This is a genomic window from Streptomyces sp. NPDC001530 (assembly GCF_042894545.1).
In the GTDB taxonomy this organism is placed as follows: domain Bacteria; phylum Actinomycetota; class Actinomycetes; order Streptomycetales; family Streptomycetaceae; genus Streptomyces.
Map to the genome: position 1 here is coordinate 437980 of NZ_JBIAVS010000006.1, position 24545 is coordinate 462524.

Sequence of the window (24545 nt, forward strand, 5' to 3'; positions counted from 1 at the left end):
ACAAACCGGGTATGACCTGCGCCGCTGAGTATCCGGGGGGATCAAGGGCCCTGTAGGTTCTTGCGCCATGGAGGAGCTGGACCGACAAATTGTGCAGCTGCTCGTCGCAGACGGGCGGATGAGTTACACCGACCTGGGCAAGGCCACGGGCCTGTCCACGTCCGCCGTGCACCAGCGGGTGCGCCGGCTGGAGCAGCGCGGCGTCATCCGTGGCTATGTCGCGGTCGTGGACTCCGAGTCCGTCGGGCTGCCCCTGACGGCCTTCATCTCGGTGAAGCCGTTCGACCCCAGCGCCCCGGACGACATCGCGGAACGCCTCGCCGGCGTCCCCGAGATCGAGGCCTGCCACAGCGTCGCGGGCGATGAGAACTACATCCTCAAGGTGCGCGTCTCGACCCCGCACGAACTGGAGGAGCTCCTCGCCCGGCTGCGCTCCCTGGCGGGCGTGTCGACCCGTACGACGGTGGTGCTGTCCACGCCGTACGAGGCACGACCGCCGAGGATCTGACCCTGACTGCTGTGGGCAGTCGTTCCGCTGGGGCGATAGGGGCCTTGCCCGAGCGCAGCCGAGAGCTTGGGGGAGGGCGGGCACAGCCGACAGTGCCGGGCGCCCCGCAAACGCGCCCCAGGTGCAGCACCGGCAGGTTGGGGCGAGACACTGTCGGTCATGAGTGAACGCACCGCCCCGCCCGCCAAGACCGTCCTGCTCCGCCGCGGCGAGGTCCACAGCCCTGCCGACCCCTTCGCGACAGCGATGGTCGTCGAGAGTGGGCAGGTCGCCTGGGTCGGCTCCGAGGGCGCGGCCGACGCCTTCGCGGACGGCGTCGACGAGGTCGTGGATCTCGACGGCGCCCTGGTCACTCCCGCGTTCACCGACGCACATGTGCACACCACCTCCACCGGGCTCGCGCTCACCGGCCTCGACCTGTCCGACGCACCCTCCCTGGACGCGGCCCTCGCCCTCGTACGCGACTTCGCCACCACCCGCCCCGCCGACCGGGTCCTGCTCGGCCACGGCTGGGACGCGGCCCGCTGGCCCGGCGGGCGCCCGCCGACGCGCGCCGAACTGGACGAGGCGGCCGGTGGCCGGCCCCTCTACCTCTCCCGTATCGACGTGCACTCCGCCGTGGTCACCACCGCGCTCCTGGACCTGGTCCCCGGGGTCACGGCACGCGCCGGGTACGCGCCCGACGGCGCCCTGACGCGCGAGGCCCACCACGCCGTCCGCGCCGCCGCCCTCGGCGCCATCACCGAGGCCCAGCGCACCGAGGCCCAGCGCGCGGCGCTCGCCCACGCCGCCTCGCTCGGCATCGGCTCCGTGCATGAGTGCGCGGGCCCCGACATCTCCTCCGAGGACGACTTCACCGGGTTGCTGCGGCTGGCCGCCGACGAGCTCGGCCCCCGTGTGGTCGGCTACTGGGCCGAGCAGGATGTCGAGAAGGCCCGCTCCCTGGGCGCGATCGGCGCCGCCGGCGACCTCTTCGTCGACGGCTCGCTGGGCTCGCACACCGCATGCCTGCACCAGCCGTACGCCGACGCCGGGCACACCGGCACCGCCTACCTCGACACCGCCGCGATCGCCGCGCATGTGGTGGCCTGCACCGAGGAGGGCCTCCAGGCGGGCTTCCACGCCATCGGGGACGCCGCGGTGACCTCCGTGGTCGAGGGCGTGCGCGTCGCCACCGAGAAGGTCGGCCTCGCCCGCGTGCGCGCCGCCCGGCACCGCGTCGAGCACGCCGAGATGCTCACCCCCGAGACCATCGCCGCCTTCGCCGAACTCGGCCTCACCGCTTCCGTGCAGCCCGCCTTCGACGCGCTGTGGGGCGGCGAGGAGGGCATGTACGCCCAGCGCCTGGGCGCCGAACGGGCCCGCTCGCTGAACCCCTACGCGGCCCTGCTGCGCACCGGCGTGCCGCTCGCCTTCGGCTCCGACAGCCCGGTCACGCCCCTTGACCCGTGGGGCACCGTCCGCGCCGCCGCCTTCCACCGCACGCCCGAGCACCGGGTGTCCGTACGCGCCGCGTTCACGGCGCATACGCGTGGCGGCTGGCGGGCGGTCGGACGGGACGACGCGGGTGTCCTGGTGCCGGGCGCCCCGGCCGACTACGCCGTGTGGCGCACCGCCGAGCTCGTGGTGCAGGCCCCCGACGACCGGGTCGCGCGCTGGTCAACCGATCCCCGCTCCGGCACCCCCGGACTGCCCGATCTGACCCCCGGCAACGACCTGCCCGTCTGCCTGCGCACCGTGGTCGGCGGACGGACGGTGTTCGTGCGGCCTAACGAGTGATGTCCGGGGGTGGCGTGGTCGCGATCGTCGCCCGCCACCCCGTCGCGCGACCTGCGCATCCTCCGCGCTGACCAGGCGTTTGAGCGAAAATCCGCAGTTCAAACGGCTGTTGACAGCTGGCCGCGGGTGGCCGGTAGGTTCGGCCGGGTCCACCACCGGACGTCCGACCGGGGAACTTCCGCGCGGCCTCGAAGCGCCGCTGGGTCAGGGGTGGTGTGCCGCACCGGCGCACCACCACTGGGAGCCAGGCCCAGCGCCCGCGCGAACGAGGCGAGGGAACGTTCCGACAAGTCGGCAGGTGTGACCCGGGTGGGGCCCGGACGTTCAGTAGACAACGGCTTTCGGTCGATCCGCAGCCAGCGGGTCCCTGGTCGGCCCGAAGGGCGCCGGGCCCCGATCCGCAGCACCATGAGTTCCGCCCCCGGGCGGCCACTCTTACCCGCCTCTTGTCGAATCGACACACCTGTACTAACGCGGCGACGCAACAGCGCAGGTTGAGCGCACTATGGTGGACCCCTGCGTACGGACACGAAGGGGCAGCAGTGAACGACGGCGACGGGACCCTCGCGGCAGGAGCCCAGGGGAGACAGTTCGGCCCGCTCGGCACGGCCTTGGTGATCATCCCGACCTACAACGAGGCGGAGAACATCAAGAAGATCGTCGGCCGGGTACGTGCCGCCGTGCCGGAGGCCCACATCCTGGTGGCCGACGACAACAGCCCCGACGGCACGGGCAAGCTCGCCGACGAGCTGGCCGCCGCCGACGACCACGTCCAGGTGCTGCACCGCAAGGGCAAGGAAGGCCTCGGCGCCGCCTACCTCGCGGGCTTCCGCTGGGGCATGGAGCACGGCTACGGCGTACTCGTCGAGATGGACGCCGACGGCTCGCACCAGCCCGAGGAGCTGCCCCGCCTGCTGACCGCCCTCAAGGGCGCCGACCTCGTGCTCGGCTCCCGCTGGGTGCCGGGCGGGCGGGTCGTGAACTGGCCCAAGTCCCGCGAGTTCATCTCCCGCGGAGGCAGCCTCTACTCCCGCGTGCTGCTCGACGTACCGATCCGCGACGTCACCGGCGGCTACCGCGCCTTCCGCCGCGAGACCCTCGAAGGCCTCGGCCTCGGCGAGGTCGCCTCCCAGGGGTACTGCTTCCAGGTCGACCTGGCCCGCCGCGCCGTCAAGGCGGGCTACCACGTCGTCGAGGTGCCCATCACCTTCGTCGAGCGGGAACTCGGCGACTCCAAGATGAGCCGCGACATCCTCGTGGAGGCCCTGTGGCGGGTCACCACGTGGGGCGTGGGGGAGCGGGTCGCGCGGATCACGGGCCGCAAGTCCTCCTGACGTCCCGGTCCCGGGTGCGCGGCCGCCGTGTTGATCCACAGCCGCGGTTGATCAGCCGCTTATCCCGTACTGAGCAGTGCCCAGGCACACTGGGAGCATGACGACTGGCGCTCCGACTCCCACGTACCCCGCCCGACCGCGGCGCTCGCGGCTGCGCACGTTCCTGCCGCTCGGCATCGCCGCATGGCTGGTGCTGGAGATCTGGCTGCTGACCGTGGTCGCTGGCGCGGCGAGCGGCTTCACGGTCTTCCTGCTGCTGGTAGCCGGTTTCGTCCTCGGCTCCGTGGTCATCAAGCGGGCCGGCCGCCGGGCCTTCCGCAACCTCAGCGAGACGCTGCAACAGCAGCAGAGCGGTGCCGCCCCCACGACCGGGGGTGGCAACGGCAACGGCCTGATGATGCTCGGCGGCCTCCTCCTGATGATCCCCGGCCTCATCTCCGACGCGGTGGGCCTCGTCCTGCTGATCCCGCCCGTCCAGAAGGCCCTCAGCCGGTACGGGGAGCGCACCCTCGACCGCAAGATCCGCGAGGCCGCCCCCGGCACCTTCGGTGACGCCTTCCAGCAGGCCCGCATCCACCGCCCCGACGGCAAGGTGGTCCAGGGCGAGGTCATCAGGGACGAGGGACCGCAGGGTCCGACCGCGGATCCGGGCCCGTACCCGCCGCTGAACCGCTAGTTCTCAGCCCTCCCCGGGGGTGCTACCCCCGGGGAGGGCTACGCCACGTCGCCGCACTGAACGCACGAAACCGCGAGCACCGTACACATGGTGTACGGCGCCCGCGGTCACGTGCGTGCGTTGTATGCCGCCCAGCCCCCGGAGGGACTACGCGGACTTGCGGCTGTCTCGCGGGTGTACCGCGATGTTCATCGCACCGGAGCGCAGAACAGCCAGACGCTCCTCGAGGACCTCTTCGAGCTCCTCGCGGGTGCGCCGCTCCATCAGCATGTCCCAATGTGTACGCGCGGGCTTGGCCTTCTTTTCCTCAGGGCCGTCGCCGTCCACCAGGAGTGCCTGGGCCCCGCAGACCTTGCACTCCCACTCCGGCGGGATCTCCGCCTCGACCGAGAAGGGCATCTCAAACCGGTGCCCCTTCTCGCATGCGTACTCCACGGCCTGGCGCGGGGCCAGGTCGATGCCGCGGTCCGTCTCGTAGCTGGTCACCACGAGGCGCGTGCCGCGAAGAGCTCGCTCACTCATGAATCGTGCCTCCCGGGCTTGTCGCCCACAGGACAGGTGTCGCTGTCGTCGTCATCCGGTCAACGTCCGGTCGGCGGTAAAGATTCCCGTTCCGGGTCATGCGTCGCCGTCGTAGCCGCCCCTTGTTGTACCCACCAGCGCCCGGTTTGTCACATCTGGCAGCAGATGTCACCCAGCGTTTCGGTATCTTTGACGCGCAGTAACGGTACGCCTGGCAGGCCAAACGCGTACACTACCGGCCTTTGGCCCCGGGCGCTAAATCCTGTCCGGTATGGGATTGCCCGCGTCGCGCACAGCCTGCCGTACCGGAACCCGCGCGAGCAGCACGAATCCGATGACGAAGAAGGCCACGAGCGAGATGATCGCGTCCCGATAACTTCCCGTCAGCTGGTAGGTCAGCCCGAACAGAAGCGGGCCCAGCCAGCTCATGCCGCGGTCGCTCATCTCGTACGCCGAGAAGTACTCGGCCTCTTTGCCGCTCGGCACGAGATGTGAGAACAGGGAGCGCGACAGCGCCTGACTGCCACCCAGGACGAGGCCGATGCCGGCGGCGAGGACGAAGAACCAGACGGGTGCGCCGGCGGGCAGGAAGTACCCGGCGCCGAGCGTCACGGTCCAGGCGACGAGCGAGCCGAGGATCGTGCGCTTCGCGCCGTACGTGCGTGCCAGCCGCCCCATCCCGAGCGCGCCCCCGACGGCGAGCACCTGAACCAGCAGCACGGCGACGATCAGGGTCGACTGGCTCAGGCCCAGCTCCTCCGACCCGTACACGGAGGCCTGCGAGATGACCGTCTGGATGCCGTCGTTGTAGACGAGGTACGCGAGCAGGAAGGCGAGGGTGAGCGGTTTGCCGCGCATGTCCCGCACGGTGGCCGCCAGTTGGCGCCATCCGTGGACGGGCGCCGTCCCGGCGGAGGCCGCGGGGCGGTCGCGCAGCCGCTGGAGCGGTACGAGGGTGAAGGCGCCCCACCAGATGCCCGCCGAGGCCAGACAGATGCGGACGGCCGTCGATTCGGAGACACCGAAGGTGTCATGGGCCGTGAACAGGATCAGGTTCGCGACGAGGACGAGTGACCCCGCCGCGTAGCCGAAGGCCCAGCCACGGGACGAGACGGCGTCGCGCTCCTCGGGCGGGGCGATCTGCGGCAGATAGGAGTTGTACAGGACCATCGACACCGCCACCGAGGCATTGGCGACGATCAGCAGCAGTCCGCCCAGCAGATAGCGGTCGCCGTTCAGGAAGAACATGCCCGTGGTGGCCGCGGCGCCCAGATAGGCGGCGGCCGCGAGCAGCGGCTTCTTGCGGCCCGTGCGGTCGGCGGCCGCGCCCGCCATCGGCATCACGAAGATCGACAGGATGACGGAGGCGGAGACTGCGTACGCGAAGAACGAACCGGCGCGGACCGGGATGCCCAGGGGATGGACGAAACCGTCCGCGTCCGCCGCGTGCTTGGCGACCGACGTCAGATAAGGGCCCAGGAACACGGTGAGCACGCTCGTCGAGTAGACGGAGCACGCCCAGTCGTAGAAGTACCAGCCGCGCTGCTCGCGCCGCCGCTCGGCGGCCTCGTCGGCCGGCTGTGCCCGCACGGTGTCAGTGCCCACCCGTGCTCCTCGCTTCCCCGTGAACGGACCGCGCGAGGAGGCTCAGACCCAGGTGCCCCGGTCTTCCAGGACCTTGCGCAGCGTGTCGATGTGATCGGTCATGATGCCATCGACTCCCAGGTCCAGGAGCCGGTGCATCCGTTCCGGTTCGTTCACGGTCCACACGTGCACCTGCAGCCCGCGCGCGTGGGCGGCCCGTATGAAGCGAGGGTCGACCACCGGCACGCCCGACTGGGACTCGGGAACCTGGGCGGCGATCGCCGAGCGGCGCAGGGCGGCCGGTATGCCCCACGAGCGCAACCGCAGGCTGAGCACCCCGCGTGTCCCGTACGACGTCGCCAGGCGCGGCCCGGCCAGACGCTGGGCGCGGGAGACGCGCGCCTCGGAGAAGGAGCCGACGCAGATCCGGTCCCAGGCGTTGGTGCGGTCGATCAGATCGAGCAGCGGCCGGAGGGCGGGCTCGGCCTTCACGTCGACGTTCCAGCGCACCTCGGGGAAAGCTTCGAGCAGCTCTTCGAAGAGGGGGACCGGTTCCTTGCCCGCCACGCGCGCGTGGCGCACGTCTTCCCAGGGAAGGTCCGCGATCCGGCCCGCCCCGTCCGTCACCCGGTCGAGGGTCGCGTCGTGGAAGGCGACGAGCTTGCCGTCGGCCGTCGCGTGCACATCCGTCTCGATGTAGCGGTAGCCCGCCTCCACCGCGCGCCGGAACTGGGCCAGGGTGTTCTCCAGACCGTCCGCTGCCCCGCCCCGGTGTGCGAAGGGGATCGGGCCGGGATGGTCGAGGTACGGGTGGCGTATGCGCGTGCTCACCGGGGCAGTATCGCGCGCTCCGGTTGACCGGCGGCAACGACGGTGCTGCCGCCCGGTGCCGTGCGTACGGCGAACACGGGCAGGAAGAGCTGGGCGAGGGGGCCGATGGCGACGGCGTACAGCACCGTGCCGATGCCGACCGTGCCGCCGAGCGCGAAGCCGGTTGCGACCACTGTCAGTTCGATGACGGTACGCATCAGGCGGATCGAGCGGCCCGTACGCCGGTGCAGGCCTGTCATCAGGCCGTCGCGCGGGCCCGGGCCGAAGCCGGCCGCGATGTAGAGGCCGGTCGCCACGCCGTTCAGCACGATGCCCGCCACGAGCAGCGGAATCCGTACGGTCAAGGTGTGCGCGTCCGGCACCAGCGCGAGCGTGCCGTCCATGGCGATGCCGATCACGAAGACGTTGGAGACGGTGCCGAGGCCGGGGCGCTGGCGCAGCGGGATCCACAGGAGCAGCACCGCCGCGCCCACGATGATCGAGACTACGCCGATGGTCAGACCGGTCAGCTCGGCGAGACCCTGGTGCAGAACGTTCCAGGGCTCCAGGCCGAGGCCCGACTCCACGAGCAGGGCCGAACTCGCGCCGTACAGGGCCAGGCCGAGGTAGAGCTGGACGAGGCGGCGGGGGATCCGCCGGGATTCTGCGGGCGTGGATCCGGAATGTGCGGACAAGAGATGCCCCCCGTGTGGTGGTAGTGGCCTGACTCGTGACACTCTGTGGCTTGGGAAGAAACGCCATCCATGGCCAATTTGGGGAAGGTGGACTGGGATTCATGGCTCAGTGGACTTCGGCGGTGGGTGCCGCACAGCTCGCCCGGCTCCTCAACTCCCAGCAGAAGCGCCCCGCTGGGCCGGGCACCCGCCGCCCGCCCGCCTATCGCGCGCTCGCCGACGGCATTCGGCTGCTGGTGCTCGAAGGCCGGGTGCCGGTCGCCGCGCGGCTGCCCGCCGAGCGGGAGCTCGCACTGTCCCTGTCCGTCAGCCGTACGACCGTCGCCGCGGCCTACGAGGCGCTGCGGGCCGAGGGGTTCCTGGAGTCGCGCCGTGGAGCGGGCAGCTGGACCGCCGTGCCGGCCGGGAACCCGTTGCCCGCGCGCGGCCTGGAACCCCTGCCGCCCGAGGCGCTCGGATCCATGATCGACCTCGGCACCGCGGCGCCGCCCGCACCGGAGCCGTGGCTCACCCGCGCGGTGCAGGGCGCCCTGGAGGAGCTGCCGCCGTACGCGCACACGCACGGCGACTATCCCGCCGGGCTGCCCGCGCTGCGCTCGATGCTCGCCGAGCGCTACACCGCGCGCGGCATCTCGACGATGCCCGAGCAGATCATGGTGACCACCGGGGCGATGGGCGCGATCGACGCGATCTGTCATCTCTTCGCCGGTCGCGGCGAGCGCATCGCCGTCGAGTCGCCCTCCTACGCCAACATCCTTCAGCTGATGCGCGAGGCCGGGGCCCGGCTGGTGCCCGTCGCCATGGCCGAGGGACTCGCCGGGTGGGACATGGACCGCTGGCGCCAGGTCCTGCGGGAAGCGGCGCCCCGTCTCGCGTACGTCGTCGCCGACTTCCACAATCCGACCGGCGCCCTCGCCGACGAGGACCGGCGGCGCGGACTCGTGGACGCGGCGCGCTCCGCGGGCACCGTGCTGGTGGTCGACGAGACCATGAGCGAGCTGTACCTGGAGGAGGGCTTGGAGATGCCGCGCCCGGTGTGCGGTTTCGACCCGGCAGGCTCCACCGTCATCACCGTCGGGTCGGCGAGCAAGGCCTTCTGGGCCGGGATGAGGATCGGGTGGGTGCGGGCGGCGCCCGATGTCATCCGCAGTCTGGTCGCCGCGCGTGCGTACGCCGACCTGGGGACGCCCGTGCTGGAGCAGCTGGCCGTGAACTGGCTGCTCAGCACCGGGGGCTGGGAGCAGGCCGTGGACATCCGGCGCCGCCAGGCCCGGGAGAACCGCGACGCCCTCGTCGCCGCCGTGCGACGGGAGCTGCCCGGGTGGGAGTTCTCGGTGCCCAAGGGCGGGCTCACCCTGTGGGTGCGGACCGGAGGGCTGTCGGGGTCGCGGCTCGCTGAGATGGGCGAGCGGGTGGGGGTGCGGGTGCCGTCCGGTCCTCGATTCGGCGTGGATGGTGCCTTCGAGGGGTATGTGCGGCTGCCGTTCACCGTGGGGGGTGCGGTGGCTGAGGAGGCGGCGGTGCGGTTGGCTGCGGCGGCGCGGTTGGTGGAGACGGGGGCGAGCGGGGGGAACGAGACGCCCCGCACGTTCGTGGCGTGACAGACGGTTTTTCGCCCCCGCCGCCCCAGTTTCAGCCCGTCCGGCGTTTGAGGACGAGCGCGGTAGCGCGATACGGGGGGGGTCGGGGGCGGAGCCCCCAGGGACGATGGGGGTCCCCCTGCTCGAGCGAAGCCGAGAGCTTGGGGGAGGGTAGCGGCGGAGGGGGCGAAAAACCCTTCCGCGGCGGGCCTCAGCTCTCCGCGACCGCTGCCTCGGCGATCGCCGCCTCCGCGGGCAGCGGCTCCGCATCGGCCGGAGCCGTCCGCTCCGGCAGGAGGTCGAGGACCGCCCGCCGATGCGTCTCGCTCGTCGCGTCGTCGTACGGGTCCGGTGTGGCCGGAACCTGGAGACGAAGGACGGGACCGGCGCCGAGGCGGGCATAGCCCCGGCCGGGGGGCACGTCCCGGGTAGGGGTCGTGTGCGGGGGCGCGCCCAGGATCGCTTCGAGCTGCGCGGAGGAAGCCGGCCCGAGCACCACGCGCGCGCGGGTGTGCTGACGCACCGCATCGCAAAGGAATTCCAGGCTGTCGAGGTGCTCGGCCACGACGACCGTGACGCCCGCCGCACGCCCATGGCGGAGGGGGACTTGGAGGAGGGTCTGAGGATCCTTGCGCCCGTCGGCGGCGGCCAGGTGGCCCAGCGCGCTGGGCCGGTCCAGCAGGATCCACAGCGGTTTCTTGATGTCGTCCGGCGGCGGGTGCCCCGCCTGACGGGCACGGTTCGCGGCGATCAGCCGCCGCTCCGTCTCATGCGCCGCCCATTCCAGGCTGGCGAGCGCTCCCGCCACCCCGCACTCGACGGCCAGCACACCGTCCCGCCCGGTCAGGCACGCGTACTCGCCGGTGCCCGCGCCCTCGACGATGACGACATCGCCGTACTGGAGGGTCTGCAGGGCGATGGAGCGCATGAGTGTGGTCGTGCCGCTGCCCGGGTCGCCCGCGATCAGCAGGTGCGGCTCCGTGGAGCGGATCCCGGTGCGCCAGACGACGGGGGGAACGTCGCGCTGTTCCTCACCGTGGGTGAGAGGGAGCGTGCGCTGGACGTCGGCCGGGTCGGTGAAGCCGAGGACCGTCTCGCCGGGGGCGGTGACGAAGCGCTGGGCGGCGATGTCGGTGGGGAGGGGCGGGAGGACCGTGACCGTGAGTTCGTTGCCCTCCTCGTCCCACTCGAAGTGGTACTCGCGGCCGCGCCCCGACTTGGCGTGCAGGAGCTGTTCGATGCGGGCGCGGGACTCCGCCTCGCCGTCCGTGAAGTAGGCGGGGTAGCGGATGAGGAGTCGGGACACGCGTCCGTCGTCGTCGAATGCGTACGAGGAGAAGGCCTTGTCCCAGTCGCCGCCGTGGGCGTAGAGGGGATCGGGATCCTCGGCCGCCGAGAAGTACGGGACCAGGGCCTCGTACAGCGACTGGAGGCGCCCGGTCTGGGCCTCGTCGGGGCCCGTGGGTGCCGACGGGGTGCGGTCGCGGCCGGTCCAGGCTGCCGCCGCCATCAGGCTGATGACGGCGAGCAGCGGCCCGTACGGCACCAGGGCGACGATCAGGATCACCGAGGCCACCAGGAACAGCAGCGGCCCGCGCCGGTCCTTGGGAGTGGCGGCCCACTTGCGCCGTCCGGCACCTGCCAGCCGGCGCAGTCCACGGGTGATCGTGATCAGCGGGTGGAGGACGTCGGTGGCGCTGTCGGCTGCCGTCCGGGCCAGCTCCCGGCTTCGGGCGATCTGTGCGCTGCCGTTGCTCAGAATGCGGGGGAGAGGGCGCCGAGCCACTGCTGTCTCCTGATGGTGCGTGTGTGGGGGGAGGGACGTCAGAACTTGATCCCGCCAAGGAGGCTCGCCAGGCTCTCCCCGCCGGCCTTGATGCTCGGAGCAATGCCCGTGCTCGCGAGATAGAAGCCGAAGAGGGCGGAGGTGCAGGCGTGCGAGCCCTTGAGTCCGTCCTTGCGGAAGAAGAGGAAGACGACGATGCCGAGCAGGACGACGCCTGAGATGGACAGAATCATTTGTGCTCTCCTGGTTCGAGGGGACAGTCACCATGAGTTCTTCCAGGATCACAGGATGTATCCATACGATAAAAGGTGCAACTGGGTGAATTTCGGTTGATTCCACCCGGTTGGCGGAGCCGTCTTGGGCCGACTGAGCGGGTCTGTTGCGTTCGGTGGGTCTGCTGTGATCTTTGCCGAGGACGGTGCCGGTCATGTGCCGTCGAAGCCAGTACGCTGGCGATTCACCCGTACGGGGCACCGCTCGCCCTCGTGCAGGTCCGGGCGTGACAGCTCCGCTCGCTGTCATAAGCTCCCGCAGTCCCCGTTGTAGTCGTTGTGAGAGGCGGTCCGGCCGATGAGTGAAGCCCCCGACCCCGAGGTCGTGGAGCTGGCGACCAAGATCTTCGATCTGGCGCGCCGCGGCGAGACCGAGGCGCTCGTGGCGTACGTGGACGCGGGCGTTCCGGCCAACCTCACCAACGACCGCGGTGACTCGCTCGTGATGCTCGCCGCGTACCACGGCCACGCCGAGGCGGTACGCGCCCTGCTGGAGCGCGGCGCCGAGGCGGACCGGGTCAACGACCGGGGCCAGACGCCGCTCGCCGGAGCTGTCTTCAAGGGCGAGGAAGCTGTGATCCGGGTGCTCCTGGACGGCGGCGCCGATCCGGCCGCCGGTACGCCCTCGGCCATCGACACGGCGCGCATGTTCGGCAAGACGGAACTGCTCGAATTGTTCGGCGCACACTGACTCGAACGTCCTGACCAGGCGAAACGCAGAAAATGGGGGAGGCGGAACGGGGCCGCCGGAAATACGGTCGCGGCAGGAAGAACTGCCGAGTCATCATGACGTCGTGATTCTCGGACGCGATGGCTGGGCAGGTGTTGCCGCACCGCGCGGGCCGTGATGCGGCCCGCATGGGCCACCGACGAGAGGCAGAGGAAGATGGTCTACAGCAAGCAGGAAACGGCGGGCGCTCCGACGTGTTGTCACGCGGCCAGGTAATGCAGGATCCCGGTTGCGTCGACGCTTGATGTGAGGCTGTTTCCCATGTTCGATCCGGTCATAGCGCCCAGCGGAACGCTGCTCGGCCTGCTCCAGAGGGGCCGCGGCGACGGCACGCTGCACGCGCTCACCGCCCCGCGCGCCGAAGCGCTCGCGGCGCTGAACCACTGTGTGCTGCGGGACCCCCGCCACGACTGGCAGGTGGAGAACCGCTCCCTTTACTACGCCCGTCTCTACCTCGATCTGAGCGGTGGGCTCGACGAGATCGAGCGGCACCTCTTCGCCGCCGAGGACGTCCTCGACACATGCGAGTCCCGCACCGGGCTCGCCCTCGCGGTCCTCGGGCACCTCGCCTCGTACGGCAGGCGGGACGCGCTCGACCTGCTGCGCAGGTACGCCGCCTCCGGCAGCAACTGGGCCTGGGCCCTCGACGAGCTGGCCCTGCGCGACGACGACGCGGGTCTGCGCGCCCTGGCCGTGCCCGTGCTCGCCCGCTTTCCGGCCGACGCGGAGGGCGAGGCCGAACTCGCCGCCGCCGTGCGCGACGCCTTCGAACCGCGGCCCTGGCGGCTGTGGGCCGACGATCCGCGCGCATCCATCGGCACGCGCGTGCGTGCCGCCCAGGAAGCCGGCTCCTTCGACCGCTGGCAGCGGCAGATGCGCCCCTCAGGGCCCCGCCCCGGTTGGAGCGTCCAGGCCGTCTTCGACTGGGCCCAACAGGGCATCGAACGCGGAGCAGCGCTCCATGTTCCCGCCGCCCGCTGCCTCACCGCCGTCGCCGGTCCCGAGGACCGGCCCGAGATCGTCGAGGCCGCCCGAAGCGGCGGCGACGGAGCCCGCTGCACCGCCTTGCGCTATCTCGCCGACGGTAATGATCCGGACGCCCTCGAGCTGATCGAGCGAGCCGTGGCCAACGGCTCGACGGCCGTCACCGAGGCCGCCGTCGACGCCTTCGAGCGGATGCGCAGTGTCGCCGCCGTCGACCGGGCACGGAGTTGGGCGCACCGGCCCGACGCCCTGGGCGCCGCCGCCGGACGGATGCTCGCCTGCCGGGGCGGAGCGCACGACAGCGAACTGGTGCTCGGCGCACTGCGGGAAGCGGTACGGGGCGAAGGTCCCGACGCGCCGACCCTGTGGACCCTCGTCGACGGCACTGGACGGCTCGGCATCGCCTGTGCCGCACCCGTCCTTCGGCACATCTACCGCGAGACGGCCTCGTCCCATCTGCGCGGGCGCGCCGCCCGCGCCCTGGCGGCCACCGACCCATCCTTCCCGGCCGGCTTCGCCGTCGAGTGCCTGTGGGACTGCGAGGAGTCCACCCGCGAGATCGCCGCACGGCACGCCGAGACCGGTGACGCGCGTGTGGTCGATCAGCTGCGCCGGCTGGCGGCGGATCCGGCCGAAGAGGCCGAAGTCCAGACGGCGGTACGCAGCCGGATCGGGCCCGACATGCCCGCCGTATGAACGTGCGGTGACCCGGGAGTCAGGAGCGCATGGACGGGGGCTGACCTGCTCGGGTGTGCAGCGCAACGCTCATGGGACGTTCATCGTTCGCAAAGATCCACGTTGACGCGGCCACGTCCAGCACGGCGACAACACGGGTATGCGTGTCGTCATCGTGACCGAATCCTTTCCCCCCGATGTGAACGGCGTGGCCCACTGCGCGCTCCAGACCGCCCGGCACCTCGTCGATCGCGGTCACGCTCCCCTCGTCGTCGCCCCGGCCACCGCGGCCGGGAGCGGGCCCGACGCCCTCGCGCCGTGCCCCGTCATCCGTGTCCCCTCCCTACCGCTCCCGGGCTACCCCCAGGTCCGCGTCGCCCTCCCCAGCCGACGCGTCGCCGCGGCGATCACCGAACACCGCGCCGACATCGTCCACCTGGCCAGCCCCTTCATCCTCGGCGTCCGCGGCATGGCGGCCGCCGCCCGGCTCGGCATCCCCGCCGTGGCCGTCTACCAGACCGACCTCGCCGGATACGCCCGTACGTACATCAGCGCGGGTGAGGCCACCGCGTGGCGGCGCATACGCTCCGTGCACGCCGCCGCCGACCGGACTCTGGCCCCGTCCAGCGCGGCCCTGCACGACCTGGAGGCACACGGTGTGCCCCGGGTACGGCTGTGGCCGCGCGGGGTCGACACGGTCCGCTTCCGTCCCGACCACCGGGACGAGGCGCTCCGCCGCGAACTGGCGCCGAACGGCGAGCTGATCGTCGGCTACGTCGGCAGGCTCGCCCCCGAGAAGCAGGTCGAGCTGCTGGCCGGGGCGTGCGGACTGGACGGCGTACGCGTCGTCGTGGTCGGCGACGGGCCGAGCGAAACCACTCTGCAGGGTGCCCTTCCCGGCGCGGTCTTCCTCGGGCGTCGTACGGGCGACGAACTCGCCCGGATCTTCGCCTCCTTGGACGTCTTCGTGCACACCGGCCCCTTCGAGACCTTCTGCCAGACCGTGCAGGAGGCCATGGCGAGCGGCGTGCCCGTCGTCGCCCCCGCCGCGGGGGGACCCCTCGACCTGGTCGCCCACGGGCGTACGGGGCTGCTGGTGCCGCCGCGCGACGCGGCCGCCGTACGCGACGCGGTGTGGGCCCTGGTCGCCGACCCCGCGCTGCGGGCCGCCTACGGCGCCGCGGGGCGTGCCACGGTCGAGGGCCGCACCTGGGCGGCCGTCGGAGACCAGCTCATCGGGCACTACGCCGATGTGCTCTCGGCGCGGAAGCTGGTGGCGGCATGAGCCTGCGCATCGTCCGACTCGCCAACTTCGTCGCCCCCGCCTCCGGCGGCCTGCGCACCGCACTGCGGGAGCTGGGCGCCGGCTACCGGGCGGCCGGCCACGAGCCGGTGCTCATCATCCCCGGTGAGCGCGCGAGCGATCGCGACACCGAGCAGGGGCGGGTGATCACGCTGCCTGGGCCGCTGCTGCCCGGGACCGGCGGCTATCGCGTGCTCACGGACAAGCGGCGGGTGGCCCGGCTCCTGGAGTCGCTCGCCCCCGACCGCCTCGAGGTCTCCGACCGGACCACCCTGCGCTGGACCGGAGTGTGGGCCCGCAGGGCCCGGGTGCCCGCCGTGATGGTCTCCCACGAGACCGCCGACGGCGTGCTGCGGACCTGGGGGCTCCCCGAGGGGATCGCCCGGCGGACCGCCGACGCCCTCAACGTCCGTACCGCACACACGTATGCGCGGGTCGTGTGCACCACGGAGTTCGCCGAGCGCGAGTTCGTCCGCATCGGCGCCCGCAATGTCGTACGTGCCCCGCTGGGCGTCGATCTGGTGGGCCGCCACCCCGCGCTGCGGGACCCCGGGCTGCGCGCTCGCTACGCGCGCGTGGACGAGGCGTTGCTCGTGATGTGCTCCCGGTTGTCCGTCGAGAAGCGGCCGGGTACGGCGCTCGACGCCCTGGAGGCGTTGCTGCGGCGCGGACAGCGTGCCGTGCTGGTCGTCGCCGGGGACGGGCCGCTGCGGGTCCGGCTCGAACAGCGCGCGCGGGAACGGAGGCTGCCCGTCACCTTCCTCGGGCACGTCTCCGACCGAGCCGTGCTCGGTGCGCTGCAGGCCTCCGCCGACGTGTGTCTGGCCCCCGGGCCCGCCGAGACGTTCGGGCTCGCCGCCCTGGAGGCGATGGCCTGCGGTACGCCCGTGGTGGCCAGCGCACTGTCCGCCCTGCCGGAGATCGTCGGGTCCGCCGGGGCCACCGCGGCGGACAGCGGGGACTCCTTCGCGGACGCGGTCCGGCTGCTGCTCGGGCGCCCCGAGCGCGAGCGCAGGGAGGCCGCACGCGCGCGTGCCGAGTGTTTCGGCTGGGGCGCCGCGGTGGAGGGCTTCCTCGCCGCGCACGACGCGGTGGTCCAGGTCCGGCCGCGCCTGCAGGAGGGCGTCGGATGAGACCGCTGCGCTTCGTGGCCCTCGGGGACTCGCTCACGGAAGGCGTGGGCGACCCCGTGGGCGAGAGCTGGCGGGGCTGGGCCGCGCTGCTCGCCGGCGGGCTCGACGAACCCGTCGAGTTCGTCAACCTCGCGGTGAGCGGGGCCCAGACGCGCGACGTACTGGAGCGGCAGACACCGGCGGCACTGGCCCTGCGGCCGGACGTGGTGTCCGTCGTGATCGGCGTGAACGACACGCTGCGGTGCACCTTCGACATCCATGCCGTGGCCGCCCGGCTCGACAAGGTGTACGCGGCTTTCCGGGACCAGGACGCCGTCCTGCTGACCGCCTGTCTGCCGGATCCCGGTGCGATGCTCGGGCTGCCGGGCGCGCTGGCAAGGCCGCTGGCCCGGCGGCAGCGCGCCGTCAACACGGTCGTGCACGCGCTGTCCGAGCGCTACGAAGCGGTGCACTTGCACGCGGCGGAGGGCGCCTGGCTGATGGACCGCGCGATGTGGAGCGCGGACCGGTTGCATCCCGGCGAGCGTGGGCACCGGCAACTCGCCCTGCGCTTCCATGCGCTGCTCACGCAGGAGGGCATCGCGGCGGGGGCCGCGCCCTCGGCCGAGCCCGAGTTTCCCGCGCCCACGCGGTCGGCCAGCCTGTGGTGGCTGGCCACCGCCGGGACGGGATGGGTGGCCCGACGGTGCACGGACCTGCTGCCGCAGCTGCTCACCCTCGCCGCCGCCGAGGTACGCCACCGGGCGCGTGGCACCAGCGCACGCCTCGACCTCAGCGCCTCGCACGCCGTCGCGTCCGCGCTGGCCGCCCTGTCGGTAGCCGAACAGCCGGACGTGGCATGAGAGTTCAGCAAGGGCCCACAGCCCTTCAGCGGCGGCGCACGGCCACGAAGCGGACCGGCGTGCCCGGGACCGCCTGAGCGGCCGCGGGGAGGTCCACGGAGCGGACGACGGCGATCACCGGGTACCCCCCGGTGGTCGGATGGTCGGCGAGAAACACGACCGGTCTGCCGTCGGGCGGTACCTGGACGGCGCCCAGAACCATGCCCTCACTGGGGAGTTCGCCGGAGACGGCCCTCTCCAGTGGGGGCCCTTCCGTACGCAGACCGATGCGGTTGCTCGCGGACGACACCCGGTAGGCGCGGGTCGTCAGGGTCCGGACAGCCGACGCCGTGAACCAGTCGTCGCGCGGGCCCGGCGTCACGCGCAGCACCAGCTCGGCGGGCGGAGCCGCGTGCGGGACGACGTCCACGCGCGCGTGGAGCGCGTCCGGGCGTCCCAGGGGCAGCACCATGCCGTCCGAGAGCGGCGGGGGGCCGAGGCCCGAGAGGAGGTCCGTGGAGCGGCTGCCGAGGACCGGGTCCACGGCCACTCCACCGGAGACGGCCACATAGCTGCGCAGCCCCGCGCGCGCGTGGCCGACGTCCAGGAGCGCTCCGGCGGGCACGTGTACGGGCGCTCCCCAGGCGGCCGGACGGCCGTCCACCGTGACCGGGCAGGGCGCTCCCGCCACCGCCACCGTGACCGCCGAACGCGGGCGCAGGGCACAGCCGTTGAGCGTCGTCTCCAGCACGGCGGCTTCGGAGGCGTTGCCGACGAGCCGGTTGGCCAGCGCCGCCGCGGGCGCGTCGAGCGCCCCGGAGCGCGGTACGCCGAGGTGGGCGTGGCCGGGGCGGCCCTGGTCCTGGACGGTGGTGAGGGCTCCGGAGCGCACGACGGAGAGGGCTCGGTCGGTCATGAGCACCTCGGCGATGAGAAGCGTGCCCGCTCGGTCATGAGCGCCTCGGCGGTGAGGAGAGGGCCATGTCGGTCATGAGCGCCCCGCCGGTACGAAGCGGACCCGGGCGCCCGGAGCCAGCAGCGCGGCCGGCACGCGCGCGTGGTCCCACAACACCGCGTCCGTCGTCCCGATCAGCTGCCAGCCGCCCGGCGAAGAGCGGGGGTACACGCCCGTGTACGGGCCGGCCAGCGCCACGGAACCCGCCGGAACCGTCGTGCGCGGGGTCGCCCGGCGGGGGACGTCGTAGCGTGACGGCAGCCCCGTGAGGTAGCCGAAGCCGGGCGCGAACCCGCAGAAGGCGACCCGGAATTCGGCCGCCGCGTGGATCTCGGGCACCTCGTGCTCGGGTACCCCCCACAGGGCCGCGACATCGGCCAGATCGGGACCGTCGTACCGTACAGGGATCTCGATCGCCTCGTCCGCGCGCGCGGGCAGCGGCGGGATGTCCCAGGTGGGGAGCCGCTCCGCCAGGCGCGCGGGGTCGTCCAGGCCGTCCAGCAGGACCGTGCGCGCCGCGGGGACGATCTCCCGCACGGACAGGGAGCCCTCCGCGCGACGGCGCAGCAGCTCGGCGTGCAGGGCTTGGGCGGCGTCGCCCGAGGAGACCTCGACGAGCAGGGCCCGGTCGCCGACGGGCAGCGCCCTCATGCGAATGCCTCCACCTGGACGCCCGCGGACTCCAGGCGGGCGCGCACCCGGCGGGCCAGCTCCACCGCGCCCGGTGTGTCTCCGTGCAGGCACAGGGAGCGGGCGCGCACCGGGATGCGCTCCCCGGAATGGGAGGTCACCACGCCGAAGCGGGCCAGGCCCACCGAGCGTTCGACGACCGTGTCGGTGTCCGTGATCACCGCGCCGTCCTGGGTGCGCGGCACCAGGGTGCCCTCCTCGGTGTACGCGCGGTCCGCGAACGCCTCGGTGGCGGTGGGCAGTCCCGCCCGCTCGGCGAGCTTCAGGATGCGGGAGGACGGGAGGCCGAGGACGGGCAGGGTGGCGTCCGCGAGCAGCACGCCGTCGACGACCGCCGCCGCCTGCTCCTCGTCGTGCACGACGCGGTTGTAGAGCGCGCCGTGCGGCTTCACGTACGACACGCGCGTGCCCGCCGCGCGCGCGAAGACCTCCAAGGCGCCGATCTGGTAGGCCACTTCGGCCGCCAGTTCGTCGGGCGGCACGTCCATCGCGCGCCGCCCGAACCCCGCCAGGTCCCGGTAGGAGACCTGGGCGCCGATCCGTACGCCCCGCTCGGCCGCCAGCTCGCACACCCGCCGCATGGTGGCCGCGTCCCCGGCGTGGAAGCCGCAGGCCACATTGGCGCTGGTGACGACGGACAACAGCTGTTCGTCGTCGGTCAGCCGCCAGCGGCCGAAGCCTTCGCCGAGATCGGCGTTGAGATCGATCGGGGTCATGAGGTGCGGATTCTCCTTCGTCGGCTGGTTCTTCAGACGTCGGCTGGTGCTTCAGACCACTTCTTCAGACCACGCGGTACTGCTCGTCGCGGGTGTCGGTGAGGAACATCTGGCCGGGCGCGTGGGTGATCGCGAACGGCGGGCGGGACGCCATCACGGCCGCCTGGGGTGTCACTCCGCACGCCCAGAACACCGGGATGTCGTCCGGTGCGGCGTCCACCGGATCGCCGAAGTCGGGGCATGAGAGGTCTTCGATGCCCAGCCCCGACGGCTCACCGCAGTGCACCGGGCTGCCGTGCACGGCGGGCAGCAGACTGCTCTCCCTGATCGCCGCGGCCAGGTGCTCGGGCGGGACCGGGCGCATCGACACGACCATGGGGCCGTGCAGCCGCCCGGCCGGACGGCACTGGCGTCCCGTCACGTACATGGAGACATTGCGGCCCTGCTCGATATGGCGCATCGGGACGCCCGCCTCGGCCAGCGCCCACTCGAAGGTGAAGCTGCACCCGATGAGGAACGAGACCAGGTCGTCACGCCAGTGGTCGACCACATCCGTGGGTTCGTCGACCAACTCGCCGTGCTCCCACACCCGGTAGCGCGGCAGATCGGTGCGCAGGTCGGCGCCCTCGGCGAGCGGAGTGGTCCAGGAACCGGCGTCGGTGACGTCGAGGACCGGGCAGGGCTTCGGGTTGCGCTGGCAGAACAGCAGCGTGTCGTACGCCCAGTCGGCCGGCACCGAGATCAGGTTCGCCTGGGTGTGGCCCGCGGCGACTCCGGCGGTGGGGCCCGATACACCCGAACGGAACTGGGCGCGCGCCTCCTTGGGGGTCCACGCGTGCGCGTGCTCGTCGAGCAGGTTCAACGGACGGTCCTGGACGGTGTCGTTCACAGGAGCTCCTTCCCGCGGGTCTCGGGCAGCCCGATCAGGGCCAGCGCGGCGAGGGCGTAACCGATCGCGCCGAAGACGAGCGCGCCGCCCACGCCCCAGCTGTCGGCCAGGAAGCCGACGGTGGTGGGGAAGACGGCGCCCACGGCGCGCCCCGTGTTGTAGGTGAAGCCCTGCCCCGTGCCGCGCACGGCCGCCGGATACAGCTCGCTGAGGAACGAGCCGAAGCCGCTGAAGATGGCCGACATACAGAAGCCGAGCGGGAAACCGAGCACAAGGAGAAGGGTGTTGGCGCCGCTGGGGATGTTCGCGTACGCGAGGATGCACGCGGCCGAGAGGATCGCGAAGAGCAGGATGTTGCGCTTGCGGCCCAGTTTGTCGGTGAGATAGCCGCCGGTGAGGTAGCCGATGAAGGCCCCGGAGATCAGGAACGTGAGATACGTGCCGGTACCGACGACCGACAGCCCGCGCTCCGTCTTGAGGTACGTGGGCACCCAGGTGGCGAGGGTGTAGTAGCCGCCCTGAACACCCGTGGAGAGCAGGCCCGCGAAGACCGTCGTCCGCAGCAGCCCGGGCGCGCCGGCGCTGCCCGGCTTGAAGATCGCCGCGAACGAGCCCTTCTCGGCGCTGACCGCGCGGCGTTCGGCCGCCTCCGGGGCGTCGTGCACCTGGCGCCGCACCCAGAGGACGAGCAGCGCGGGCAGCGCGCCGGTCCAGAACATCACGCGCCAGGCCAGACCGTCGTCCAGGAACTGGAAGACGAGGGTGTTGACGAGCACGGCGAGCCCCCAGCCGACCGCCCACGAGCTCTGGATCGCGCCGAGCGTGCGGCCCCGGTGCTTCGCGCTCGCGTACTCGGCGACCAGGATCGCGCCGACCGCCCACTCACCGCCGAATCCGAGGCCCTGGAGGGCTCGGAAAACCAGCAGTGTCTCGTAGTTGGGGGCGAAACCGCAGGCCACGGTGAACACCGCGTAGGTGGCCACGGTGATCATCAGCGCATTGACGCGCCCGAACCGGTCGGCGACCACACCGGCGATCGCGCCGCCGACTGCCGAGACGACCAGCGTGACTGTGGTGAACAGGCCGGTCTGGCCGCTGTCCAGGCCGAAGTACGCCGCCAGCGCGACCATGCTCAGCGGCAGCGTGAAGTAGTCGTAGGAGTCGAGGGCATAGCCGCCGAACGCGCCGGCGAAGGCGCGGCGGCCGCGCGGGCCGAGCGCGCTCAGCCAGCCGAACGCGCCTTCCTGAGTGGTGGGTTCACCCGTGCCGGACCGGGCGTCGGCCGTCGGGGCCTGGGACGGAGGGGTCGTGCTCATGGGCACCTCACAGTGAGGGACGGAGGGTGCTGGGGAACTGAGCCGTGCCGTGCGGGACTTGAGAACGGAAGCCGTGCCGTGTGGAAGCGGTGGGCGCCTGAGCGGTACGGAGGGATGCGATGCGGTCGTGCGGTCGGCGCCTGCCCGCCAAGGTAGAGGATCGTTGAACGATCCCTCAATACTTATGTTGTTTCGTTCTTGTATCTGCGATTGAATTCCGGGCATGACAGAGCTGACGGGACTGGCCGACGATCGCGCCCTGCTGGGCCGTACCAGCACCGCCGAGCGCGTCTCGGACATCCTCAGGAGCCGTATCGCGGAGGGCTTCTTCCCGCCCGGGACACGGCTGTCCGAGGACAGCATCGGCGGGGCGCTCGGCGTCTCGCGCAACACCCTGCGCGAGGCGTTCCGGCTGCTCACGCACGAGCGGCTGCTGGTGCACGAGCTCAACCGCGGGGTCTTCGTGCGGGTGCTGACCGTCGAGGACGTCGAGGACATCTACCGCACCCGCGGTCTCGTCGAGTGCGCCGTGGTCCGCGGCCTCGGCGAGCCGCCGTACGCCGTGGACGGCCTCGCCGAGGCCGTCGCGGACGGGCAGCGGGCGGCGCGCGAAGGTGACTGGAAGGGCGTCTCCACCGCCAACATCCACTTCCACCGGGAGCTGGTCGCGCTCGCCGGGAGCGCCCGCACCGACGAGCTGATGCGCAGCGTCTTCGCCGAACTGCGCCTCGCCTTCCATGTGGTGGACGACCCGCGGCGGCTCCACGAGCCGTATCTCGCGCGTAACCGCGAGATCCTCCAGACCCTCCAGGCGGGCGACCGGGACGGGGCCGAGCACCTGCTCGCGGGCTACCTCGACGACTCGCTCAAGGGGCTGGTCGGGGTGTACGGGCGGCGGGTGGCCGACGGCGGGCAGGGGATCGGCTGAGCGGGGGCTGATCCCAGCCCGTCCGGCGTTCGAGGACGAGCGCGGAGCGCGATACGGGGGCGGGGGGGCTCCGCCCCTCAGTACGGGACGGGTAGGGGCGGAGGGGGCGAAAAACCCGGCGGGACCCTACCGCGCCTCCGCAGCAGGACGAGGGAGCGCCGAGGCGAGGCAGCGGGAGGAAGGGGTGGGACCACGGCTGTGACGCCGGTCGCTTCTGCGTCGTTTCGACCGTTGTCAGACCGAGGACCTAGTCTGTGCACCGTGACTTCGCCTGCATCGACGGACAGCGTTCCGCCCCAGCTCAGCGCGGGGCCGCGCCCCGCTCCGGGCCCGGCCGCCGACGAGGGCCTGGCGCGGCGGCTGCGCGCGCTCGCCTGCACCGCGCCGCTGCACGACCTCGACGTACGCAAGGCGAACCTCGCGGGTGAGTACACGGTGTACGGGATGGCGGAGGTCGCCCTCGCGGCCATCGACCTCGTCACACTGAACATGGACTTCGACACGGGCGCCGACCACGAGCAGATAGTCGCCAGGCTCATCCCGCGCATCGCCGCCCAGGCCCCGCAGCGGCCCGTCGCCGAGCACGAGCGCGTGGCCCGCTGGGTCCTGGAGAACCTGATCAACGTCGGCAGCGTCGACCGTGGCTTCCGTGCCGTATACGGCACCTTCGCACCCGACGGCTCCTACGTCCGCCGTGACTACGACTTCAAGCTGATCGAGGAGGTGCCCGGATACGGAGGGAGCGTCTATCTCCGTACGACCGACGAAGCGGTCAACGTCCTCGTCGGCGCCCTCGACACCGACGTCACCAGCGCGCAGATCGCCGCCGAGGTCAAGCTGGAGGTGCTGATCAGCCGCGGTCGGCTCGCCGACGCCCAACTCGCCGCCGAGCAGGCCCGCTACCGCACCGTGCAGTACTCGGAGACGCTCAGGAAAGCCCTGGACGCGACCCGGCGCAACGTCCGCGCCGTCGACTGGCTCCAGGCCGTGCCCGACATGATCGCCGAGGCCCTCGACCACGTCGCCGACCGGTACCGCCACGAGAACGCGATCCTCACCAACATCCGCAAGGCCCGCGACGAGTCCGAGGACCCCGAGCAGAAGCGCCGAGCCGCCGAGCTCGTCGACATCGTCAAGGACTGCATCCGCAGGCACACGCAGCTGCAGTCCCGGCTCCTGGAGGCAGGCCCCCTCTTCCGCGCCGAACAGGACCGGCAGGCCTTCGCCACACCCATGACGACCTCGGGGATCGACCTGTACGGGCATCTCGTCGCGCCCGTGCTGCCGCTGCCCGTGGAGCAGGCGCTGCGCGTGACGGATGCGTTCTTCGCGCGCGGGACCGGTCTGCGCACGCCGGTGGCCGTACGGGTCGGCGACCTCGTCGACCTGCTGCTGACGCCTCCCGTGGAGCGGGAGCACCTCGGGGCGGAGATGCCCGAGCCGGACCTCATTGCCACGCCGGACGACAGCCGGTTCAGCGAGGAGCAGCTCGCTGCCGCCATGGAGCTGCTCGACCTGCCCGCCGACGCGCCGCGGCGGTTGTCCGGGCTGCTGGCCGAGGCACGTCGGCAGGACCCCGAACTGCCGTATCTGATCGCCCTGTTGGCCGTGCACGCGGCCAGTCCGCCGGTCGGGACCGCCTACCGGCAGGGGGAGGCGAAACTGCTGTTCGCCGTGGACGACGGGACCGAGCTGGATGATCCGGAGTTCGGTGGGGCGGACCTCATTGTGGGGATGGCCCTGCTGGATGCGGCGGGAATGGCAGCGGATCGGACGGAGGCCGCGTGATGCCTGGCTCGTCGTTTGACTGCGGGCCGTCTGTGGCTGGTCGCGCCCACGCGGCGGAGCCGCTTGATGTC

23 protein-coding genes are annotated in these 24545 nt (G+C 72.1%); 12 read left to right on the forward strand and 11 right to left on the reverse strand.

Annotated features, from left to right (window positions below):
• Nucleotides 1-67: 67 nt before the first annotated feature.
• The 4 genes from ACFY0T_RS14885 (at nt 68) to fxsA (ending at nt 4297) form a co-directional block, all read left to right on the forward strand.
• Nucleotides 68-508, forward strand: a complete 441-nt coding sequence (locus tag ACFY0T_RS14885; RefSeq protein WP_388869252.1) for an Lrp/AsnC family transcriptional regulator — start codon at nt 68-70, stop codon at nt 506-508.
• A gap of 159 nt (nt 509-667) precedes the next feature.
• Nucleotides 668-2287 carry an amidohydrolase gene (locus tag ACFY0T_RS14890; protein ID WP_388869255.1) on the forward strand — a complete coding sequence of 540 codons (1620 nt, stop codon included), beginning with the start codon at nt 668-670 and terminating at the stop codon, nt 2285-2287.
• A 542-nt stretch (nt 2288-2829) separates the two neighbouring features.
• A complete protein-coding gene (locus ACFY0T_RS14895) occupies nt 2830-3621 on the forward strand; it encodes a polyprenol monophosphomannose synthase (RefSeq protein WP_388869257.1) in 792 nt (263 codons plus the stop codon).
• A 97-nt stretch (nt 3622-3718) separates the two neighbouring features.
• A complete protein-coding gene (fxsA, locus tag ACFY0T_RS14900; RefSeq protein ID WP_388869260.1) occupies nt 3719-4297 on the forward strand; it encodes an FxsA family membrane protein in 579 nt (192 codons plus the stop codon).
• Between the two features lie 147 nt (nt 4298-4444).
• Here fxsA and ACFY0T_RS14905 read toward each other — a convergent pair whose 3' ends face one another.
• The 4 genes from ACFY0T_RS14905 to ACFY0T_RS14920 all read right to left on the reverse strand — a co-directional run bounded on the left by ACFY0T_RS14905 (nt 4445) and on the right by ACFY0T_RS14920 (nt 7908).
• Entirely contained in the window at nt 4445-4819 is a 375-nt protein-coding gene (locus ACFY0T_RS14905) for an RNA polymerase-binding protein RbpA (protein WP_003977404.1), read from the reverse strand.
• A 255-nt stretch (nt 4820-5074) separates the two neighbouring features.
• Complete coding sequence (locus ACFY0T_RS14910; RefSeq protein ID WP_388869263.1) at nt 5075-6424, reverse strand: MFS transporter; 1350 nt, start codon at nt 6422-6424, stop codon at nt 5075-5077.
• A gap of 42 nt (nt 6425-6466) precedes the next feature.
• Nucleotides 6467-7234 (reverse strand): glycerophosphodiester phosphodiesterase, encoded by a 768-nt coding sequence (locus ACFY0T_RS14915; RefSeq protein WP_388869266.1) that lies wholly within the window; start codon nt 7232-7234, stop codon nt 6467-6469.
• Nucleotides 7231-7908 carry a YitT family protein gene (locus ACFY0T_RS14920; protein WP_388869269.1) on the reverse strand — a complete coding sequence of 226 codons (678 nt, stop codon included), beginning with the start codon at nt 7906-7908 and terminating at the stop codon, nt 7231-7233. The genes ACFY0T_RS14915 and ACFY0T_RS14920 overlap by 4 nt, the downstream gene beginning before the upstream one ends.
• Nucleotides 7909-8009: 101 nt before the next feature.
• Between ACFY0T_RS14920 and ACFY0T_RS14925 the strand changes: the two genes are divergently transcribed.
• A complete protein-coding gene (locus ACFY0T_RS14925) occupies nt 8010-9509 on the forward strand; it encodes a PLP-dependent aminotransferase family protein (RefSeq protein ID WP_388869272.1) in 1500 nt (499 codons plus the stop codon).
• A gap of 190 nt (nt 9510-9699) precedes the next feature.
• Here the strand turns inward: ACFY0T_RS14925 and ACFY0T_RS14930 are convergent, their stop codons facing one another.
• A complete protein-coding gene (locus ACFY0T_RS14930; RefSeq protein WP_388869275.1) occupies nt 9700-11274 on the reverse strand; it encodes an ABC transporter ATP-binding protein in 1575 nt (524 codons plus the stop codon).
• Between the two features lie 38 nt (nt 11275-11312).
• Nucleotides 11313-11507 (reverse strand): hypothetical protein, encoded by a 195-nt coding sequence (locus tag ACFY0T_RS14935; RefSeq protein WP_388869278.1) that lies wholly within the window; start codon nt 11505-11507, stop codon nt 11313-11315.
• Between the two features lie 337 nt (nt 11508-11844).
• Here ACFY0T_RS14935 and ACFY0T_RS14940 point away from each other — a divergent pair, with 337 nt between their 5' ends.
• The 5 genes from ACFY0T_RS14940 (at nt 11845) to ACFY0T_RS14960 (ending at nt 17213) form a co-directional block, all read left to right on the forward strand.
• Nucleotides 11845-12237, forward strand: coding sequence for an ankyrin repeat domain-containing protein (locus tag ACFY0T_RS14940; protein WP_388869281.1), 393 nt, complete (start codon nt 11845-11847; stop codon nt 12235-12237).
• Nucleotides 12238-12537: 300 nt separating this feature from the next.
• Nucleotides 12538-13956 carry a HEAT repeat domain-containing protein gene (locus ACFY0T_RS14945; protein ID WP_388869284.1) on the forward strand — a complete coding sequence of 473 codons (1419 nt, stop codon included), beginning with the start codon at nt 12538-12540 and terminating at the stop codon, nt 13954-13956.
• Nucleotides 13957-14095: 139 nt separating this feature from the next.
• Nucleotides 14096-15220, forward strand: a complete 1125-nt coding sequence (locus ACFY0T_RS14950; protein ID WP_388869286.1) for a glycosyltransferase family 4 protein — start codon at nt 14096-14098, stop codon at nt 15218-15220.
• On the forward strand, nt 15217-16371 hold the full coding sequence (locus tag ACFY0T_RS14955) for a glycosyltransferase (protein ID WP_388869289.1): 1155 nt from the start codon (nt 15217-15219) through the stop codon (nt 16369-16371). Before ACFY0T_RS14950 ends, ACFY0T_RS14955 begins: the two co-directional genes overlap by 4 nt.
• Nucleotides 16368-17213 (forward strand): SGNH/GDSL hydrolase family protein, encoded by an 846-nt coding sequence (locus ACFY0T_RS14960; protein WP_388869292.1) that lies wholly within the window; start codon nt 16368-16370, stop codon nt 17211-17213. Before ACFY0T_RS14955 ends, ACFY0T_RS14960 begins: the two co-directional genes overlap by 4 nt.
• A gap of 25 nt (nt 17214-17238) precedes the next feature.
• Here the strand turns inward: ACFY0T_RS14960 and ACFY0T_RS14965 are convergent, their stop codons facing one another.
• From ACFY0T_RS14965 to ACFY0T_RS14985, 5 genes are all read right to left on the reverse strand, one after another.
• On the reverse strand, nt 17239-18108 hold the full coding sequence (locus tag ACFY0T_RS14965; RefSeq protein WP_388869295.1) for a biotin-dependent carboxyltransferase family protein: 870 nt from the start codon (nt 18106-18108) through the stop codon (nt 17239-17241).
• 72 nt (nt 18109-18180) lie between these two features.
• Nucleotides 18181-18798, reverse strand: coding sequence for a 5-oxoprolinase subunit PxpB (pxpB, locus tag ACFY0T_RS14970; protein WP_388869298.1), 618 nt, complete (start codon nt 18796-18798; stop codon nt 18181-18183).
• Nucleotides 18795-19553, reverse strand: coding sequence for a LamB/YcsF family protein (locus tag ACFY0T_RS14975; RefSeq protein ID WP_388869301.1), 759 nt, complete (start codon nt 19551-19553; stop codon nt 18795-18797). Before ACFY0T_RS14975 ends, pxpB begins: the two co-directional genes overlap by 4 nt.
• A 64-nt stretch (nt 19554-19617) precedes the next feature.
• Entirely contained in the window at nt 19618-20442 is an 825-nt protein-coding gene (locus tag ACFY0T_RS14980; protein ID WP_388869303.1) for a putative hydro-lyase, read from the reverse strand.
• A complete protein-coding gene (locus tag ACFY0T_RS14985) occupies nt 20439-21758 on the reverse strand; it encodes an MFS transporter (protein WP_388869306.1) in 1320 nt (439 codons plus the stop codon). The genes ACFY0T_RS14980 and ACFY0T_RS14985 overlap by 4 nt, the downstream gene beginning before the upstream one ends.
• A 223-nt stretch (nt 21759-21981) precedes the next feature.
• Between ACFY0T_RS14985 and ACFY0T_RS14990 the strand changes: the two genes are divergently transcribed.
• Together ACFY0T_RS14990 and ACFY0T_RS14995 are read left to right on the forward strand one after the other, a co-directional pair.
• Nucleotides 21982-22686 carry a GntR family transcriptional regulator gene (locus ACFY0T_RS14990; RefSeq protein WP_388869309.1) on the forward strand — a complete coding sequence of 235 codons (705 nt, stop codon included), beginning with the start codon at nt 21982-21984 and terminating at the stop codon, nt 22684-22686.
• 261 nt (nt 22687-22947) lie between these two features.
• Complete coding sequence (locus ACFY0T_RS14995; protein ID WP_388869311.1) at nt 22948-24474, forward strand: hypothetical protein; 1527 nt, start codon at nt 22948-22950, stop codon at nt 24472-24474.
• Nucleotides 24475-24545: the final 71 nt, after the last annotated feature.